Consider the following 18,228-nt stretch of genomic DNA (forward strand, 5'->3'; position numbering starts at 1 on the left):
GCTGTCTAGAATAAGGAGTTAAAACATGCCTATTGTATATATTTGTATTGGAGTGGCACTGCTCCTTTTACTTATTACAGTCTTTCGGTTAAATGCTTTCATATCTTTGGTAGTCGTTGCGCTGCTTGTAGGGATTATGGAAGGTATGCATCCTATTGAGGCCCTTGAATCAGTAAAAAATGGTATCGGTTCCACACTTGGAGACTTAGCATTGGTATTAGGTTTTGGGACTATGTTAGGGAAACTAATGGCAGATTCAGGCGGTGCCCAGCGAATAGCGGATACATTAATCGCGCGCTTTGGTCAAAATAAAGTACAAATGGCACTGGTTATTACTGCATTTATTGTAGGAATTGCTATGTTTTATGAAACCGGATTCATTGTAATCATTCCACTCGTTTTCACAGTGGCAATTGGTGCAAATTTACCGGTCTTATATATTGGAATGCCTGTTGCAGCTGCATTAATCACTGTGCATGGATTTGTGCCTCCGCATCCTGGTCCAACAGCGATTGCAGTTATCTTTGATGCAAATATTGGAATTATGCTTTTGCTAGGTCTTATTATTGCGATTCCTTCCATACTTGTCGGCGGTGTATTGTATACACGTATGTTTAAAATGGAAAGCTTGCATAGCGAAATTCCAAAGAAACTATTTAACTCGAAACGATTAACAGACGAAGAAATGCCAGGTTTTGGAATTAGTATTTTTACAGCCCTAATACCGGTTATCTTAATGTTTATCTATGCATTTATGGAAATCTTCTATCCGGATTCCAGCTTACTTGAATATGTTGGATTTATCGGAGACCCATCAATCGCATTATTAATTGCTGTAATCCTAGGTGTGTTTACCTTTGGATTGAACAATGGGCGCTCTATTGACGATGTTATGAACACAATAACAGAATCAATTGCCTCTATTGCGATGATTCTGCTGATTATTGGAGGCGGCGGAGCTTTCAAGCAGATTTTAATAGATAGTAAAGTGGACCAGTATATTGCCGGCTTTATGGAAGGGTCACCTCTTTCACCAATTATTCTGACGTGGTTGATTGCAGCAGTTCTGCGCGTATCCCTAGGTTCAGCAACAGTAGCTGGATTGACAGCGGCAGGGATTGCAGCTCCTTTAGCTGGTGCTGGCGTAAGTCCGGAATTAATGGCGCTGGCAGCAGGTGCGGGAAGCATTACATTCTCCCATGTTAACGATGCTGGTTTCTGGATTTATAAAGAGTACTTTAATTTGTCTATTGGGAAGACAATTAAAACATGGTCTGTAAGCGTTACAATTATCTCGGTTGTTGGTTTAGCATGTATTTTACTATTGGATCTATTTATGTAAAGCAATAGAGAGGAAGTGGAAATGTGTTAATAAATACAAAAGTTATGCTGCAGGATGCACAGAAAAACGGCTATGCTGTCGCAGCATTCAATGTGTACAGCTTAGAAACTGTTCAAGCTGCCATTGCAGCAGCGGAAGCGAAGCGCAGGCCAGTTATTATTGCACTGGGAGAACGGTATTTGCCGACAGTAGATATAGATGGATTTGCGGAAATGGTGAAAAGTCTAGCGCGTAAAGCTTCGATTCCAGTAAGTTTACATCTAGATCATGCTTATGAAAAAGAAACAATCATCCGGGCAATCCGAGCTGGATTTAATTCTGTAATGTATGATGGTTCAAAACATGATTTAGATACAAATATCCGATATACAAAAGAAATCGCGGAAATAGCTCATTTAGCAGGTATATCAGTTGAGGCAGAGATTGGCTCGATGGCAAAAGGAGCCTTTTCTGATGAAGAAGAAGGAACAGGATCACTAACCGACCCTGATTTGGCAGCGCAATTTGTAGAAGAAACAGGTGTCGATTTCTTGGCTGCGGCTATTGGTACTGTGCATGGTATGTACCAAGGAGAACCGAATATCGACTTGGAATTGTTAGAAACAATTCGCCAGCGTGTGGATATTCCGCTAGTACTGCACGGTGGATCGGGTACACCGCATGATACCATTCAGAAAACAATTGAATCTGGAATTTGCAAGATTAACGTGAATACAGAAGTCTCGATTGCAGCAGTAAATCGCTTGAAAAATGTGTTAGCAACAGAAGATACCATGCATTTATCGGTTGTAATGGAATCGATACAGTCAGAGATTCAGCCAGCTATGGAAAGCTTCATCCAGCTGTTTGCAAATACAAAATAATAATTTTCAATGGGAAGAGAATGCCTCAATCAGGAGCATTCTCTTTTTTAGTTTCTGAAATCATAGAAATCAATATCCAAAAAGTGGCTGAATTCGTTTAGAATTAATGGAAGATTACTAGTAAATGACATGTTTTTGATTTTAGTAGACCAAGTATTACTTTTGAGCACACTGGGATACAGATTTTCTAGATGACTGAAAAGAAGGGGAGAGACCTATGGAGATTAGAAGATTAACAGCCGCAGATGCAGAAGCATATTGGGAACTAAGGTTACAAGCTTTGCAACATCATCCGGATGCTTTTAGTACGACGTATGAGGAAGCGGCAAACCGGCCAATTGAGCAAGTGAAAGCAAATTTAACGAGTGCAACTGCAGAAACCTATGGAATATTTAATGATGGAAAGCTTGCAGGAAATGCAACATTACGATATGAGCTATTAACGAAGCTGCAGCACCGAGCGGAGTTAGTTGCCGTATACTTGGCCCCGGAAGTCAAAGGGAATGGGTATGGAAAAATGCTGATAAGACATATGGTTCAAGCAGCCCGCAAGCGAGAAGGAATAGAGAAAGTAAATTTAGTGGTTGCAGCGACCAATCATGTGGCGAAGCATGTTTATGAACAAGCTGGTTTTAAGCAATTTGCAATTGAAAAAAATGCAATGAAAATAGAAGATACATATATTACTGAAATTCATATGGCACTAATGCTGGAGGAACAAACATGAATTTTATCTTTGATTTAGACGGTACAATTTGTTTTAAAGGCAAACCGGTGACGAAAAAAATAATGGATACGCTTAAAGAACTGGAGCAAAATGGCCATCAAGTAATATTTGCCTCAGCTCGGCCGATACGTGATTTACTCCCAGTTATCGATCAGCACTTTCATTCGGCTACCTTGATAGGCGGCAACGGATCACTTATTTCCCGTAATGGAAAGATTGCTTTCTTGCGGGCATTTTCATCCGAACAAGTAGCTGCTATGAAACAAATAATAAAAATGTATAATGCGGCTTATCTGATTGATGGAGACTGGAATTATGCGTATACAGGCGATCCAATGCATCCGATAAAGGCAAATTTGGACCCGGATAATCTGGCAGAACAAGTGCAGCTGGAAAAATTAAATGAGGTAGTAAAAATACTCATTCTCCAATCTGCTGATCAAGGAAAAGTGGCTGCAGAAGCAGAAGCACTAGGGTTGCGGGTGCATCGCCACCACGGAGAGGATATTGTAGATATCAGCCCGCCAGGTATCGATAAATGGACAGCTATCCAACAAGCTGGGATCAGTGAAGGGGAATATATCGCTTTTGGCAATGATGCGAATGACATCGAGATGCTTCGCCATGCGAAGTACGCTGTTAGGATAGGTGAACAGGAAGAGTTAATAGGTTATGCACATGTGGATATCCCGCTTGACGATGCCTGTGAACAAACGATTGTGGATAGTTTAGAGGATATTGCAGCAGGAAGAGTTTTTGTACACTCCTAAAGCGCAATGCGAAGTTGCTTTTTATAAGAGAACTCAAAGAAAGCGGATAGGATATTCTATCCGCTTTACAAATCCATCTATATTACATGCGATACCGAACTTTATTTAGACTAAGAGATGCAAAGCAATCTAATATGGGGCAAGCATACTAATCTTTAAGCAATATTAGTATGCTTGCTGGAGAATCGAGTTACTCTTAGCTATAATTTCTGCTTGATTAAAATTACCAGCTAATTCGTTCCGAATAACTTCTGAAGAAAAGGATTGGATCGCATTGGCTCTTGGAAATCGTCTTGTGTAATAAGCATGTAAAGCTTGTGCTAAAGAAGAAACTTTAGAGATTTCTTGTCCTAATACACTTGCGTCTTCTAAAGCCATCGCGGCTCCTTGAGCGAGCGTTGGAGCACTGGCATGAGCTGCATCGCCTCCAATTACGACACGGTTAGTGTACCATTTCTCCTTTAATACTACTTCTTCAATGGGACTGAAAATAATCGGAGTATCTCTTGTAAAACATGTTTTTATAAAATCTCCTTTTCCGTGAAAAGGTTCGAGCATGTTACGAACAGTGTCATAACGTTTCTCTTCCTCATCCCAATAGTCTGCAGGAACAGGCGTCAGAATAAATGCATATCCATCCGTATCGGTCAGAGGGAAAACACCTAGCTTTGTCGTTCCGTCTTTCATGATAAAACCTTTTTTAGACAACGCATTTTTCTCAAAAGTGATTGGAATTCTCCATGCTCCCATTCCTAGGTATTGAGGGGAAACGGTTCTACCTAACATAATATCTCTCACGTTAGATCGTATTCCATCAAAACTTACTAACAGATCTGTTGTGATTTGCGTTTCATCATGGAAGGAGAGAGAGACATTGTGTTCATTTTCCTTATAATTAATAAGGTTTTTCTCCCATTCTGCGTTAACGCCAAGTGACAATGCTTTCGAAAGAAGAACATCCTTTAGCGTGGAGCGCCAAATAGCATTCCTTCCAGGTCCTTCTTTATCTATAAACTTTTCGTTGGCTTCAAAAAGCAGATTGCCTTCTTTGTCCAGCATCTCCATATAATCTAATTGGACTCCGCTTTTCAGGCATTCCTCATATATGTCTAAATCCTTCAGGACGCTAAATACATTTTGAGGCTGTGTAATGCCAGTTCCACCTGCGTGGTCTTTCGTATTTCTTTCATATACGGTTACGTCTAAGCCTGTTTTTCTTAATGCAATAGCAGCAGATAAACCTCCAATACCAGCTCCTATTACTGTGGCATTTTTTAATCCTTTTTGCATAGTTACACTACCCTTCTAAGTTTCATACGTGAAGAAATTGCTTGAAAAATAAAGATATCTTGTTCAGAATTAATAGCAGAGAGGTTACTTATTACTCTTTAGACGTAGTACAGTTTGTATAAAAAAATCTAGTTGTGACGTCATTTAGTAATTTAAGTTAAATCCTACATGTAATATTTTATATATCATAAAAGGAAATTTTAAGACTTTGATTCTTACAAGATTTGTGACTCGCTTAACGAATAAATGACAAGCATGTTAATAGAAGTGCAGATTTACGGCTTCTATTATCCAGAGAAGAGCATTTATCAAGGCATGAAGAATGATGGATAGGTTTTTATATAAGAAAGTAAACAGCAGTCAAAAGGTGCCGCTTGAAGAACTGCCATGAGAAGTGGTATATTGAACGTAGATAATGAATACCATAAAAAAACCAGGGTGTTGGCGCACCCTGGTTGTGTACAAGCGACCATCATGGCGCTGACTCAGAATATTTTCATGAGAAAATAGACCACCTTAGACTTGTTCAGGGCTCAAGGGGGTCTATTTTTTATTGTCTAAATAAGTCAGCAATGCGAGCAGAAACATGCCAAATGCAAACATTAATTTGCCAATCGACAGCAGGAGCTCGATTATCGCTATACGCCTCACCCCCTTTTGGGGAATGAGTCAGACCGCCCTTGAGTGAGTCGTTAACTTGTACATAACATATTATACCAAACAACACAGCTTGGCGGGAAATAAGACTGAACCTCTGCGAAGGCAGAGGTTCAGTCTTTAATTAATAAGTAAATAAAATAAGGTGCGCCGATTGCTGAGACTACCAGTCCAATCGGAATTTCTGATGGTGCCAATAGTGTTCGTGATAACGTATCAGCAGCTAGCATAATGAGTGCGCCAATTAATGCGCAAATCGGAAGCTGATGCTTGTGGTTCGGACCGACTATACGTCGTGCCAAATGCGGCGCCACAAGTCCAAGAAACGTAATGGCTCCTCCGACAGACACACAAGCTCCTGCCAAACCGACAGCTGTCAGCAGCAGCAATGTACGCTCTTTTTGTACGGGAGCTCCAACGCCTGTTGCAAGCTGGTCACCAAGTGTTAATACGTTCAGTGCTTTTGCTTTATATATAGCGAATGGCACAAGCAAAACAATCCATGGCAAAAGGGCGAGCACATAGTTCCAGCTCGTTTGCCAGATGCTGCCGTTAAGCCATACAGTGGCCTGCGTGAAATCTTTTGGTTCCATCATCAGTTGGAACACAATAATTAATCCGCCAAATGCAGCATTAATACCAATGCCGACTAGAATGAGACGTACAGGTGTTATGCCTTTCTTCCAAGCCAGCGTATAGACGAGGCCTGCTGCTAAAAAAGCTCCGGCAAAAGCGAAAATTGGCATAATGAACACTTGCAGACTGCCGCTTCCTGCTAGTTGGTCCTGCAAGAAGAAAATATAAAGAACGACAGCAAAGCCGGCACCTGCATTTATGCCGAGAATACCTGGATCAGCTAGCCCGTTTTGAGATACACCTTGAAGAATGGCACCTGCAATACCCATGCCGATACCAATCAGAAGTGCAATCACCATTCGCGGGAGGCGAAAATCAAAAAGAATCACATCATAAGAGCCGTCTCCTGTACCGAGTAAAGTTTTGATGACATCTGCAGGACCAATCGGAATGGTCCCTGTATATAAACTGATGAAGAAGATAATCAAGATAGCGGCGATGATACTAATCGCTGCGATGCTTGTCTTTTTCACGGAATGTATCATATGTTCTTACCCTCCCGGCGAGCTAAATAAATGAAAAATGGAACACCGATTAATGCTGTAAGGGCGCCGACAGGTGTCTCGAATGGCGGATTGACCATACGAGATAGAATGTCTGCAAAGTTCAGTAAAATACCGCCTAGGATAGCAGAACAAGGAATGATCCAGCGATAATCCGGTCCAACGATAAAGCGTGTGATATGGGGAATAACCAAGCCGATAAAACCGATTGTTCCGCCAACTGAAACAGCCGCCCCAGTCAAAATAAGAACAACAAGCACACCCGCAATTTTCACGGCGCTTGTTTTAAGACCAAGACCAGTCGCAACATCTTCGCCCAGGCTGAGTGTGGTAACAGATCCGCTAATGAATAGTGCTAGGATCATTCCAATAACTGCCGCAGGGAATAACAGCTTCACGGTATCCCATTGTACATTCGCTACGCCGCCCGCATACCAAAAACTCAAATCCCGAGCCACATCGAAATGGATAGCCAATGCATTGGAGAACGAACCGAGCAATGCAGTGATGGCTGTACCTGCTAAGGCTAGTTTCACAGGTGTTAATCCTGTTCGCGCCAGCAGACCGACACCAAAAACAAGCCCAAGACCAAGTCCCGCTCCAGCAAACGCAAAAAAGAGTAAGTGTACATTGGACAAGCCAGGCAGAAACACAAGTGCAATCGCAATCATGAATGTGGCCCCTGATGTAACCCCCATAATCTGAGGAGAGGCGAGCGGATTACGTGTCATGCCTTGCATAATTGCTCCAGACGCCGCCAGCATAGCACCAATCAATACTGCTGCTACTGTCCGCGGCAGCCGAAGTCGCTGAATAATTTGATGAGATGTATTTGTTGCATCATAATGGAAAATACTATTCCAGACAGTGCCGAGGGAAATGTCGGAAACACCGAAAATGATGGATAGTCCGATTGAGAAAATCAGCAGTAGCGTACCTGCGATAAGGATGATTGTGCCCAAAAGTCTGCGTACTTGCATCGTTAACCCGCTTTCTTCACTCTATGTATGCCAGATATATGAAATATGCTTGTAATTGATAATGATAATTGTTATCATTTATTGAAGATTATATCATAAACGAAGAGGTGAGTACCTTGTTCAAAAGAAAGAGTATGTCTTTACTTCTGGCAGTCTTCGCCAGTGTTGTGTTTATTATAACAGGTTGCGGCAGCAACGATTCAAGTGATAAAGCTGAAAATAATGCTTCTGATAATGCAGAGAGTAACGAAACGCGCACGATGACCGATGCGATGGATAATGAAGTGGAGATTCCGGCTAACCCGAAAAATGTGATTGCTTCTTATTTGGAAGACAACCTTGTCGCACTCGATATTACACCAGCAGCACAATGGTCTGTAAATAATGGTGACCCGCAAGGATACTTACAGGACAGCCTTAAGGATGTACCTACAATTGATTCGACGCTTCCTTTTGAAGCAGTAGCTAGTTATAAGCCGGATTTGATTATCATGGATTCAGCATCCATGGTAGAAGGCGATAAATATGAGCAGTACAACAAGATTGCTCCGACGTACGTGATGGGTACGGAAGAGAATGGCGACTGGCGCAAAGAATTGCAAACAGTCGGTGAAATCTACGGCAAAGAAGACAAAGCGGAGCAAGTACTGAAGGACTATGATGCAAAAGCCGCTGAAGCAAAAGAACAGATTCAGCAAGCCATCGGAGATGAATCCGCAGCTGCTGTCTGGCTCGTTGGCGGAAAGCTTTATATCGTAAGTGAGAATTTATCCAGCGGTGCAGTTCTTTATGGTGACTTGGGCATCACAGCTCCAGAAGGCGTGAAAGAAATCTCTAAAAACGCAGAAGCAAACTGGAATCCAGTTTCTCTTGAACAACTAGCAACGATGGATGTTGACCACCTCTTCTTAATCAATAGTGATGAAGGCGACGGCTCTGAAATTCTTGAAGATCCATTGCTTGCGAATGTACCAGCTATTAAAGAAGGCAATGTTTATAAGTATGATAAAGAAACAAGCTGGCTGTACACTGGCCCAATTGCAAACGAACAAATTGTAGACGATGCAGTTGAAAGCTTAGTGAAGTAAGGACAAGCTTCTTCCCTGTGAAAAATGGGGGAGAAGTTTTTTGATTGCAGGAAGTGTTTTACGAAAAACAAGAGAGATCAAAGATTGTGAACGTTGAAGGAGAAACACTGTTGTTACATGTCGAGTTATAAGGCAGTATGCAAAGTTTTAGGCTTAAACATGTCGTTTAAAGGTCTACTCCTGCTTTTTTGCTGTCTTGATAAGCGTCTCTATTGGAAGCAAAAGCGTCCCGATAAGAAGGGTGATGAGGAGGTAAATGCTGGGCTGATTAGTCTGGAAACTCTCTAAAACTGTATATATCGCAGTTACAAAAAGGAATGCACCGTAAAGTGAAAAGGTCGCTGTATTTTTCGAGTTCCATGTAATGATAAAGCATGGGATAACAAAGAGCATAGTGGTGTCACTTCCGGAAAATGACGTGTCAGTGAATGCCTTGTAAAGCAACCATCCAAAGACAGCAAGTATGACGAAGATACTAACTGAAGGAAAGATAAGGAGTTTTTTCAAGAGTAGACTCCTTTCAAAGGATTTACTCCCATTGTACACGAATAATATTAATAGTTGGTAAAAGGGAGGTTCATAAATGAGAAAGCTAGCGATTGTAACGGGTGTTTCGTATCCGCGCTCCATTGGAACTGCTGTGTGCCGCCGATTGGCTGAACAAGGAATGGATATCTTTTTTACATACTGGCAAGCAGGTGAAACGTGGCCGGATCACTTTACTGTTGAAATACGCGCGCTTGGTGTCAGATGTGAAGGCCTCGAAGTAGATTTAGAGGAATCTGGGGCAGCCGCATATATTCTGGAGGAAGTACAGCGGCTTGGTGTCCCGGCAGTATTGGTTAACTGCGCGGCATTTTCGGAAGACGGTACATATCATGAATTGGATGAGAGGCAGCTGGATCGGCATTACGCAGTAAATATGCGAAGTGTTTTCCTCCTTTGTACAGGTTTTGCAAAGTTGTTTGAGCAGGAGAAACCCGCGAGTTGGGGAAGTATCGTAAATCTCACTTCTGGACAAAGCAAAGGACCAATGCCGGGAGAACTGGCCTACATTGCTACAAAAGGGGCCATCACTGCATTCAGCCAATCTTTAGCAGCTGAATTGGCTTCCATTGGTATCAACGTGAATGCAGTTAATCCAGGACCGACAGACAGCACATGGATGACAGATGATATACGAAAAGCATTGCTGCCAAACTTTCCAATGGGAAGAATTGGAGAGCCTGATGATGCGGCAAGATTAATTCGTTTTCTCGTAGGAGATGATGGCTATTGGATAACGGGGCAGGAGCTGCATTCAGAAGGCGGATTTGACCGGAGGTAACTTGGATCTGGTCAGACTTGTCTTACCAAAACGCATGCATCATTTCCTGCCGTCATTTATTGCTGTTCAGCAAAGCAGCCTGCACTGCTAGTGTATCGTCTAGATATCCAAACGGAAATATATAATCAGGCAGTACATCAATGGGGTTGATAAAATAAAGCAAAGCAGCGCCAAAGATGATTATTTCATGCTTAGTTGCTAATCCGGATTGAAGTTTGGAAAACATGGTTTTCAGGTCACTCACCAATTTACCAACACTTCCAACAGACTGGATTTTTTCATTAAATTTTTCCTCAATGATTTTTTTGCCGCCTTCTGTAAGGGCAACTTCTTCATAACCAGCTAGCTGTTTCCGTACTCTTTCTGCTGTAAAGGAAGGGTCAGCCTGTTTACATAGCGCTTCCAAATGCTGTTCTGTTTGTTGTAAAGCATTTTGATCTAGAAATCCTGCAGTACGCATAAGTTCTTCGTGTGATACGTTTAGAACTTCACTAAACTTTTTAAGGTGGTTAACGGTTACTTTCCTTTTGCCATTTATAATTTTAGATATGATGGCAGCGTCGATGGCGGTGCGTCTGCTCAATTCACGAATCGATAATTTATTTTGTTGGATTAACTCACGCAGCAGGTTTCCTATCGAATTTTTTTCAACATTCATTATATCGCAGCTCCTCTTTTCAAATTCACTCCTTAACCGTACTAAGTAGTTGACAAATTGTCAACAATTAAGGTAGAAATACATAGGAAAGAGGGGGATAAAATGCAGATAAAAAGAGACCGCATGACCATCTTGCTCCTATGTGCAGTAGCGGGAGTGATTGATGTAATTGGTTATATCGGTTTATCACATGTGTTTACCGCTAACATGACAGGAAACATTGTATTATTAGGAATAGGAGTAGGTGATGCCAGAGAGGTTATTTTAAGTAATGCCGCTTTGGCGTTAATTGGTTTTATTATTGGAGTTGCAGTTGCTGTGTTTGTGAAAAAAACGAACACAATTTTATTTTGGGAAATTATCCTGCTTATACTAGTGGCAATCGTAATCCAATTTACCTCAATAGGTGGGCGAGTATCAGCAGTAGTGCTCTTCGTGCTGAGTGCAGCGATGGGAATGCAAACGATAGCAGGAAGGAACTTAAAGATTGCCGGACTTTCCTCAACAGTGTTGACAAGTACACTTGCTGCATTGATAGAAGGAATCATGCTTAGAATAAAGAAAGGCTCTCAGAAGCTGTCAACGGATGCATATCTAAGAGGAGGGGCAATTTTCCTTTACTTAGCTGGAGCATCGGCAGCCAGCTTAAGTCTAAGGTTGATCGGGCTTACAACAATCTGGTTAGGTATAGCAATTCTGGCGTTTGTATTGCTGGTCCAAAATAAAGAAGAGCTAAAACAAATGAGAAGAAGATCCGATTAGGATTTTCTTCTCATTTGCTTATACTTTTATGAACGGCGGCTATCTCATCCTCAGGTACTATCAAATAGTAAATACCATCAATCTTTGTACCTTGGCCCCTTATCTCATGCTCTTGAATAGAGTTGCGTACATTACGGTAATCTGTGAACAGATGACGCATAGAAGCGAGATTAATATTTGTTTGTACATTTTTCCCCAATACATCTAGCAAGTCGTCTATTTTACTGACAGATTTGATGTTAGCACCTTTATTAAGAATGGCTTCAATTACCTGACGCTGTCTACTGTTTCTTCCGAAATCACCATCTGGATCTAAGTGACGCATCCTTGTATATCCTAATGCTTGATCACCATTCAAGTTGATTTGGCCTTTTTTGTAATGATAGTCTTTCTTGTAAAAACCTTCATCATACCAATCTAAATCATTGTTTACGGTGACGCCGTCCACTGCATCAACTAGATCAGCAAGACCTTGCATATTGATCTCTACGAAATAATCAATATCAGTGTTCAACAATTCCTCTACTGTTTCCACGGCCATGTCTACACCACCAAAAGCATAGGCGTGATTAATCTTGTCGATTGTATGATGTCCGACAATTTCTGTTCTAGTATCACGCGGAATACTTACCAAATCCAACGATTCTGTGTTTGGGTCCAATGACATGAGCAGCATGGCATCGGATCTTCCAGAATCAAACTCTCGTTCATCAATACCAAGCAAAAGTATATTAATCCTTTCTTTATTCTTAATCTTTTCAGAGGTCACTCCTTCATCGATTACTGCTGAATCTTTCTGGATACTGTCTATTGTCTGCTTTACATCCCTAGCAGTTAGAAAGAAAAAGGAACCTGCTCCAATTAGCAGAACAAAGAGGATGAGCAGAATATATTTGCTAATTCGACGTTTTCGCTTTCTGTTTGTGTGTCGTTGTTTTTCCATAATGCACCTCCCTAACTATTACAAGGTACGCTCTTGTTGACTATTTGTCAACAATGCATAAATGTACGCAAGGAGGAAATACTAACTATATCCTTCTAACAACCAACATTTATATCCAAGCAACGAACCTGCCGATGTAAAATCGAAGGGAGGATTGTCTGCGATGAAGGAACACCCTCACAACCCAAAACAGCCAAATGATAATATGGCTCTTCTTCTAGCTCTCATCACTGTCATACCTGCCGCATGCAACCAAGTACTTGATGCTGCTCATAAAACGGTAAAACTGCTTCAACTATTTTTCTAAAACAAAGACTGCGGGGCCAGCTGCCCTGCAGTTTTTTGTAAAAAAACCTTATGCTTATTAAGCAGGCACGTGATCATCATAGCTTTGAACTGTTATGTAGTTACATAGCATAACCAGAACCGGGTATCTGTTTATTTTATTAGAATTATTTTAGGGTATATATTTCGTATACGCTGAATGAAGAGGAAAGGAGGTATAAAATGAACAACAAAGCAATCATTCTCTTTGATGGTGTGTGCAACCTTTGCAATAATAGTGTTCAATTCATCATAAAACACGATCGAAAGGCTTACTTTAAATTTGCTTCTTTGCAGAGCGATGCTGGCACGGCACTAGCTGGTGATGACCAAATTCCGGATGGCGTGGATAGTATTCTACTCGTTAAGGCAGGGAAAGTGTATACCGAATCGAGTGCGGTAGTACGTATAGCCAGACACTTAGATGGAGTGTGGAAACTAGCAGCCGCAGCGTGGGTTATTCCGCGTCCCATTAGGAATACATTATATCGTTATGTAGCCAAAAATCGTTATCGCTGGTTCGGTCGGCAAAACGAATGCATGCTGCCATCTCCTGCGCTAAAAGAGCGATTTTTATGACAATGAAGATATTGTGAAGAATAGGGTTTTCTTCTATACAAATAGCTGTATCAACTGTATCATACTAGCAGTGGCCTGAACGGCAAATTTATGTAAAGAAGAGAGTCAGCAAATGAGATTATCCATCCTGATTGCAATAGTGCTCTGCTTAATCGGTGCAGTTATCTATGCAATCACAGCAAACAACGAGAAAGAAGTGGCGGCAGTGACCATTTCAAAACAGCTATTCGTCGCAACCGACGGTGACGATGAGAATGATGGGACAAAAGAGAACCCACTGCGTACTATTCAAGCGGCAGTTGATCAAGCCAAAGCTGGAACCACAATCTATATCCGAGGCGGCACTTATTTTGGCAGTGTTGAGGTTAACCATAGCGGTAAGAAAGCTAAGCCGTTGATCATTCGTAACTATGATAACGAAAAAGTCATTATAAGCGGCCGTGATTTGGAGCCGGAAGAAGACACAGCATTACTACATATAGACAGTCAGAGCTACGTAACGATTCAAGGATTAACTGTTCAAGATCTGAAGACAAATGCTTCTGATTTGGCAGTGATGGGTATTTATGTGACAGGTAAAAGCAATCATATCACGATTATCCAGAACTATATCCAGCATATAGAAACAACTTCGGATGAAGGAAATGCACATGGTATTGCGGTGTATGGAACTGGTGAAATGAAACAAATCCAGATTATGGACAATGTTGTGGAGGAATTGACGCTTGGTGCCAGTGAGGCAGTCGTCTTAAACGGCAACATTGATGGTTTTACTATATCAGGAAACAGAGTCCGAAATAACAATAATATAGGAATTGATCTAATTGGTTATGAAGGCGTAGCAGAGGATCCGGAAGCCGACTACGTAAGAAACGGTACAGTCGAGAGCAACATGGTTCATAATAATTCTTCGTACGGAAACCCAGCATATAGCGAAGAATATGCTGCAGGCGGCATTTATATCGACGGCGCACATAATGTCACGGTCCAACATAATAGAGTGTTTCGTAATGATATAGGCATTGAAGCGACGTCCGAGCACAAAGGCCGCTATGCAGATAACATAAAGATAACAAAGAACGAGGTCTACGAAAATCATTATACAGGCATTTCAATTGGCGGATACGATAAGGGCCGAGGCGGTACGAAGAATGCTTCTATTACGTACAATGTTCTTTATCAAAACGATACGGAAGATTTATATGGCGGCCAGCTTCTTCTGCAGCATGATATTCAAGATAACACAATCTCTCATAATGTCTTTACGGCCAGTAAGACAGGATTGTTTATTGCGAACGACTACCAGACAAATACAAACACATATTTAGATCGAAACGTTTATGAGGAAGAACAGAACTTGGATGTAAGCTGGACTTGGAAGCAAGCGGAATATCATGATTTCACAAGCTATAAAGAAGCAACCGGACAGGAAACCGATTCTGTTTATATGGAAGTCCAATATACAGATGTCTCTAGCAGAGATTTTTCCTTGAAGGAAGGCACACCGGCGCGATCCGTTATAGATTAACTGAGCTGCATGCAAAAGCATGCAGTTTTTTTGTGTCCCGAGGTTGTGAGAAGACTTATGCTGCTCCTTTTATACAGTAAGATGACAGCAGCGTAAATATTCCTCTGCTTGTGTAGCTTTTTTGTAAAGGTGCCCAAAGATAGTGGAGGATTTGCTATGCTCATCTTATAAAACAGAGGGAGGAATCTATTCGTGAAGAAAGCGATGGATTGGAAAGGTCTCATTTTGGCGGTTTTACTTATCCCAGTAACGCTGTTCGGCTATGCGCAGCAAAGTGATGCTGAAACAGCAGCTGATCCGGCGCCGGAGCTGCAGCCGACAGGCGAAGCTAATGGAAAAAAGGTATTATTTGATAACACGCATGGCCAAACAGCAGGTGCATCCGATTGGGTAATCGACGGTGCATTTTCTGATTTCGGAAATGCATTAGCGAAGGAAGGCTATTATGTAAAAGAGCTGCGAAAAACGTCGCCAATTACTTACAGCGATTTAAGCGCTTATGACGTTTTTGTAATTCCGGAACCGAATATTCCGTTTAAAGCATCGGAACAGGATGCGATGCTGCGCTATACGCAGGAAGGCGGCAGTATTTTCTTCATTGGGGACCATTATAATGCGGATCGCAACTACAATCGCTGGGACTCCGGTGAGATTTTCAATGGATACCGTCGCGGTGCATTTGATGATCCTGCAAAAGGAATGACGGCGGACGAAGCAAATTCTGACCGAATGCAAGGTGTAGAAAGTTCTGACTGGCTTGGTGACAATTTTGGGATTCGATTCCGCTTCAATGCGGTAGGTGACATTGAATCTGGACAAACTGTTGTAAGTCCGGCTGATTCTTTCGGAATTACAGAGGGTATTGATGTTGTAGAATCCCATGCAGGTGCTACCCTGACAATCCTCGACCCAACAAAAGCGAAAGGTCTTATCTATTTCCCGGAAAATATCCCGGCTTGGCCGAATGCTGTTGACCAGGGAGTATATGCGGGCGGTGGAATTGATGAGGGAGCTTTTGCTGCCATCTCAAAAGTTGAGCAAGGGAAAGCGGCATTTATTGGAGATTCCTCACCAGTAGAGGATGCTACACCGAAGTACCTTCGAGAAGATAGCGGCAGCACAAAGCGTACGTATGATGGCTTCACTGGAGAAGGAAATAATGGTCAATATTTGCTGAATGTTATGAACTGGCTGAGTGAGAAAGAAACCTACGCAAGCTTCGAGGAAACTTCTATCACACTAAGTGAAGAAACACCGCTTCTCGAAACAGCAGAGATAAATGAAAATCCAGAACTGACAACTGAAACAGAAGCAGAGCCATGGAGAAATCCGCCAACGGGCTATCGCTGGTATGATCCAAGTACGTTTGCAGCTGGTTCCTATGGATCTGATGAAGTGGCATCAAATCCGACATACGACGTTGTGACACCAGCAACATTGCCGACGCAGCAGGAATTTACCGTACGCTTAGTAGTGGAAAACTTACAACCGGGTGAAACGCTGACTGATCTGCAGTTAGGCGCATATATGCCTGGCGGACAGCAAATCGGAAAGTTCAATACAACGGGAACATGGCCAAGCAGTTACGGATATAGCAGCCGTTTCTCTGTTACAGCTGATGCAACAGGGAGAGCGACAATCGAAGTTCCGGCACAGCTAAATCCTGCCACAGCAGATGGTACAGCAAACTTGCGAGTGCGGCAGGATGGTGATAATGTACTGACGAAATCAGTTCAGGTAGGCAATGTAGCGACTGAACCGCTGCCAGGCGATGAAGTGAAGCTGCCAGACACAGCAGCGATCCAGGAAGCGCGCAAAGCGGCGGACGGAGAAATAGTGACGGTGGAAGGTATCGTAACTTCTGAAACAGGCAGTTTTGGAGGCAAAGGTTTCTATATGCAAGATGACTCTGCCGGTATTTATGTTTTTCAGGACAGTGAAAGCTTCCAGCCAGGAGATCGTATTCAAATTACTGGCGTAAAAACAACCTATAATGACGAAGTAGAATTGACCGACATTATCCAGTCTGAAGTGATTGGACAAGCAGACATTCCAGCGCCGAAGCTTGTTTCAGCGATCGATGAAACAAATCAGGGGCAGCTAGTAAAACTTACAGAAGTAACAGTAACAAACGTAGAAGAGGTTAACACTTACGGTACATTTGAGTTTGACGCAAAATCAGCAGACGGTAATGTAACACGAGTGCGAGTCGATAACAGAATTGGATTAGACTACTCAACTTTCGTTTCACAGTTCCAGGAAGGAGATACAGTAAACATTACAGGCGTATCTTCCATTTTCAATGGAACGTATCAGTTAAAACCTGTGGCGCCAGATAACATTACTGAATTTGTACAAGCAGAAGAGCCTGCAGAAGAACAACCTGTTCCTGCTCCATGCAAAACAGATAACGGAAAGCATAAAGGAGCGGATAAAGGAAAAGGGAAAGGGAAAGGGAAAGGGCATGATAAAAGCTGGAAATGTGCTGCATAACATAGAGGGAAGCAGGCAGGATGATGCCTGCTTCTTTTTAATGCTTTGGCACACAGCAATTAATTTTCTAAGGTGCGGAGAAATAATGCCGCATAAGATATACGACATCCTCTATTGCCCAACTTTTGTCCTAACTTTTATTCATCTCGTTTAGAGAGGTGCAATCCGGGAATACACTAACTAAGCGTGGCCGCGCATCGTTAAGCTACTACGAAAGAGATATATTTTTCTTGAGGAGGAGATTAACATGGCAGACAATAATAACGGTAAAATGAGTTATGAAGAAGCGGGAAAAAAAGGCGGACAAGCAACATCTAAGAATCATGATAAAGAATTTTATCAAGAAATTGGCTCCAAAGGCGGAGACGCTAACGCAAGTGAGCATGATAAAGAGCATTTCCAAAATATCGGCTCCAAAGGCGGACAAGCAAACGCGGAAGAGCATAACAAAGAGCATTTCCAAAACATCGGCTCTAAAGGCGGACAATCTACTGCAGACAGCCATGGAGAAGATTTCTATGAAGATATCGGTTCCAAAGGCGGTAAAGCAAATGCAGAGTCTCATGACAAAAAGCATTTCCAAGAGATTGGCTCTAAAGGCGGCCGTTCCAACAGCGACAACAACTAATATAAACACGAAAGCAGTGTGAACCATTGAAAAAGCAAAAATGATCGCTTCCGAATGCAGTTGAGACTATATTCGGAAGCGATTTTTGCTGTTTGTAATTTTCTATGCTGCTAGTCGGTACGCATTGGTT

At 42.0% G+C, this 18,228-nt stretch carries 18 protein-coding genes; 12 read left to right on the plus strand and 6 right to left on the minus strand.

Going from position 1 to position 18,228, the window contains the following annotated elements; translation table 11 throughout:
* Positions 1–25 precede the first annotated feature (25 nt).
* The 4 genes from CRO17_RS00715 (at position 26) to CRO17_RS00730 (ending at position 3,702) form a co-directional block, all read left to right on the plus strand.
* On the plus strand, positions 26–1,342 hold the full coding sequence (locus tag CRO17_RS00715; protein ID WP_097038326.1) for a gluconate:H+ symporter: 1,317 nt from the start codon (positions 26–28) through the stop codon (positions 1,340–1,342).
* 23 nt (positions 1,343–1,365) lie between these two features.
* The gene (locus CRO17_RS00720) at positions 1,366–2,205 is read left to right on the plus strand and encodes a class II fructose-bisphosphate aldolase (RefSeq protein WP_097038328.1); all 840 of its coding nucleotides are present in this window, start codon (positions 1,366–1,368) and stop codon (positions 2,203–2,205) included.
* A 217-nt stretch (positions 2,206–2,422) separates the two neighbouring features.
* Positions 2,423–2,932 (plus strand): GNAT family N-acetyltransferase, encoded by a 510-nt coding sequence (locus CRO17_RS00725; RefSeq protein WP_097038330.1) that lies wholly within the window; start codon positions 2,423–2,425, stop codon positions 2,930–2,932.
* The gene (locus CRO17_RS00730; RefSeq protein ID WP_097038333.1) at positions 2,929–3,702 is read left to right on the plus strand and encodes an HAD-IIB family hydrolase; all 774 of its coding nucleotides are present in this window, start codon (positions 2,929–2,931) and stop codon (positions 3,700–3,702) included. The genes CRO17_RS00725 and CRO17_RS00730 overlap by 4 nt, the downstream gene beginning before the upstream one ends.
* Before the next feature lie 165 nt (positions 3,703–3,867).
* Here CRO17_RS00730 and CRO17_RS00735 read toward each other — a convergent pair whose 3' ends face one another.
* The 4 genes from CRO17_RS00735 to CRO17_RS00745 all read right to left on the minus strand — a co-directional run bounded on the left by CRO17_RS00735 (position 3,868) and on the right by CRO17_RS00745 (position 7,768).
* On the minus strand, positions 3,868–4,992 hold the full coding sequence (locus CRO17_RS00735) for an FAD-dependent monooxygenase (RefSeq protein WP_097038335.1): 1,125 nt from the start codon (positions 4,990–4,992) through the stop codon (positions 3,868–3,870).
* A 543-nt stretch (positions 4,993–5,535) separates the two neighbouring features.
* Positions 5,536–5,595: a putative holin-like toxin gene (locus CRO17_RS17980; protein WP_371747644.1), complete on the minus strand. Its 60-nt coding sequence runs from the start codon at positions 5,593–5,595 to the stop codon at positions 5,536–5,538.
* Between the two features lie 167 nt (positions 5,596–5,762).
* Positions 5,763–6,770 (minus strand): FecCD family ABC transporter permease, encoded by a 1,008-nt coding sequence (locus CRO17_RS00740; RefSeq protein ID WP_097038337.1) that lies wholly within the window; start codon positions 6,768–6,770, stop codon positions 5,763–5,765.
* Positions 6,767–7,768, minus strand: coding sequence for a FecCD family ABC transporter permease (locus CRO17_RS00745; RefSeq protein WP_097038338.1), 1,002 nt, complete (start codon positions 7,766–7,768; stop codon positions 6,767–6,769). The genes CRO17_RS00740 and CRO17_RS00745 overlap by 4 nt, the downstream gene beginning before the upstream one ends.
* A gap of 107 nt (positions 7,769–7,875) precedes the next feature.
* Between CRO17_RS00745 and CRO17_RS00750 the strand changes: the two genes are divergently transcribed.
* On the plus strand, positions 7,876–8,856 hold the full coding sequence (locus CRO17_RS00750; protein WP_342748958.1) for an ABC transporter substrate-binding protein: 981 nt from the start codon (positions 7,876–7,878) through the stop codon (positions 8,854–8,856).
* Between the two features lie 583 nt (positions 8,857–9,439).
* Positions 9,440–10,183, plus strand: coding sequence for an SDR family oxidoreductase (locus CRO17_RS00760; RefSeq protein WP_097038342.1), 744 nt, complete (start codon positions 9,440–9,442; stop codon positions 10,181–10,183).
* Between the two features lie 52 nt (positions 10,184–10,235).
* Here the strand turns inward: CRO17_RS00760 and CRO17_RS00765 are convergent, their stop codons facing one another.
* Entirely contained in the window at positions 10,236–10,841 is a 606-nt protein-coding gene (locus tag CRO17_RS00765; protein WP_097038345.1) for a helix-turn-helix domain-containing protein, read from the minus strand.
* A gap of 102 nt (positions 10,842–10,943) precedes the next feature.
* Between CRO17_RS00765 and CRO17_RS00770 the strand changes: the two genes are divergently transcribed.
* Positions 10,944–11,603, plus strand: a complete 660-nt coding sequence (locus CRO17_RS00770) for a YoaK family protein (protein ID WP_097038347.1) — start codon at positions 10,944–10,946, stop codon at positions 11,601–11,603.
* Between the two features lie 10 nt (positions 11,604–11,613).
* Here CRO17_RS00770 and CRO17_RS00775 read toward each other — a convergent pair whose 3' ends face one another.
* A complete protein-coding gene (locus CRO17_RS00775) occupies positions 11,614–12,546 on the minus strand; it encodes an LCP family glycopolymer transferase (protein ID WP_097038350.1) in 933 nt (310 codons plus the stop codon).
* A 163-nt stretch (positions 12,547–12,709) separates the two neighbouring features.
* Between CRO17_RS00775 and CRO17_RS17400 the strand changes: the two genes are divergently transcribed.
* The 5 genes from CRO17_RS17400 to CRO17_RS00795 all read left to right on the plus strand — a co-directional run bounded on the left by CRO17_RS17400 (position 12,710) and on the right by CRO17_RS00795 (position 18,098).
* Complete coding sequence (locus tag CRO17_RS17400; RefSeq protein WP_179636754.1) at positions 12,710–12,853, plus strand: hypothetical protein; 144 nt, start codon at positions 12,710–12,712, stop codon at positions 12,851–12,853.
* 200 nt (positions 12,854–13,053) lie between these two features.
* Complete coding sequence (locus CRO17_RS00780) at positions 13,054–13,449, plus strand: thiol-disulfide oxidoreductase DCC family protein (RefSeq protein ID WP_097038352.1); 396 nt, start codon at positions 13,054–13,056, stop codon at positions 13,447–13,449.
* A gap of 112 nt (positions 13,450–13,561) precedes the next feature.
* Entirely contained in the window at positions 13,562–14,977 is a 1,416-nt protein-coding gene (locus CRO17_RS00785) for a right-handed parallel beta-helix repeat-containing protein (RefSeq protein WP_097038353.1), read from the plus strand.
* A 192-nt stretch (positions 14,978–15,169) separates the two neighbouring features.
* Positions 15,170–17,470, plus strand: coding sequence for an endonuclease (locus tag CRO17_RS00790; RefSeq protein ID WP_097038355.1), 2,301 nt, complete (start codon positions 15,170–15,172; stop codon positions 17,468–17,470).
* 247 nt (positions 17,471–17,717) lie between these two features.
* Positions 17,718–18,098 carry a KGG domain-containing protein gene (locus CRO17_RS00795; RefSeq protein WP_097038357.1) on the plus strand — a complete coding sequence of 127 codons (381 nt, stop codon included), beginning with the start codon at positions 17,718–17,720 and terminating at the stop codon, positions 18,096–18,098.
* Positions 18,099–18,228 lie beyond the last annotated feature (130 nt).

Origin of the sequence: Terribacillus aidingensis, assembly GCF_900215625.1 — a bacterium.
GTDB classification, from domain to species: Bacteria; Bacillota; Bacilli; order Bacillales; family Amphibacillaceae; genus Terribacillus; species Terribacillus aidingensis.

Excerpts from the sequence above, each read along its gene's own strand:
- CRO17_RS00715 (WP_097038326.1), top strand. The coding sequence starts at position 26 with ATGCCTATTGTATATATTTGTATTGGAGTGGCACTGCTCCTTTTACTT.
- CRO17_RS00725 (WP_097038330.1), top strand. The coding sequence starts at position 2,423 with ATGGAGATTAGAAGATTAACAGCCGCAGATGCAGAAGCATATTGGGAA.
- CRO17_RS00730 (WP_097038333.1), top strand. The coding sequence starts at position 2,929 with ATGAATTTTATCTTTGATTTAGACGGTACAATTTGTTTTAAAGGCAAA.
- CRO17_RS00735 (WP_097038335.1), bottom strand. The coding sequence starts at position 4,992 with ATGCAAAAAGGATTAAAAAATGCCACAGTAATAGGAGCTGGTATTGGA.
- CRO17_RS00740 (WP_097038337.1), bottom strand. The coding sequence starts at position 6,770 with ATGATACATTCCGTGAAAAAGACAAGCATCGCAGCGATTAGTATCATC.
- CRO17_RS00745 (WP_097038338.1), bottom strand. The coding sequence starts at position 7,768 with ATGCAAGTACGCAGACTTTTGGGCACAATCATCCTTATCGCAGGTACG.
- CRO17_RS00760 (WP_097038342.1), top strand. The coding sequence starts at position 9,440 with ATGAGAAAGCTAGCGATTGTAACGGGTGTTTCGTATCCGCGCTCCATT.
- CRO17_RS00765 (WP_097038345.1), bottom strand. The coding sequence starts at position 10,841 with ATGAATGTTGAAAAAAATTCGATAGGAAACCTGCTGCGTGAGTTAATC.
- CRO17_RS00770 (WP_097038347.1), top strand. The coding sequence starts at position 10,944 with ATGCAGATAAAAAGAGACCGCATGACCATCTTGCTCCTATGTGCAGTA.
- CRO17_RS00775 (WP_097038350.1), bottom strand. The coding sequence starts at position 12,546 with ATGGAAAAACAACGACACACAAACAGAAAGCGAAAACGTCGAATTAGC.
- CRO17_RS17400 (WP_179636754.1), top strand. The coding sequence starts at position 12,710 with ATGAAGGAACACCCTCACAACCCAAAACAGCCAAATGATAATATGGCT.
- CRO17_RS00780 (WP_097038352.1), top strand. The coding sequence starts at position 13,054 with ATGAACAACAAAGCAATCATTCTCTTTGATGGTGTGTGCAACCTTTGC.
- CRO17_RS00785 (WP_097038353.1), top strand. The coding sequence starts at position 13,562 with ATGAGATTATCCATCCTGATTGCAATAGTGCTCTGCTTAATCGGTGCA.
- CRO17_RS00795 (WP_097038357.1), top strand. The coding sequence starts at position 17,718 with ATGGCAGACAATAATAACGGTAAAATGAGTTATGAAGAAGCGGGAAAA.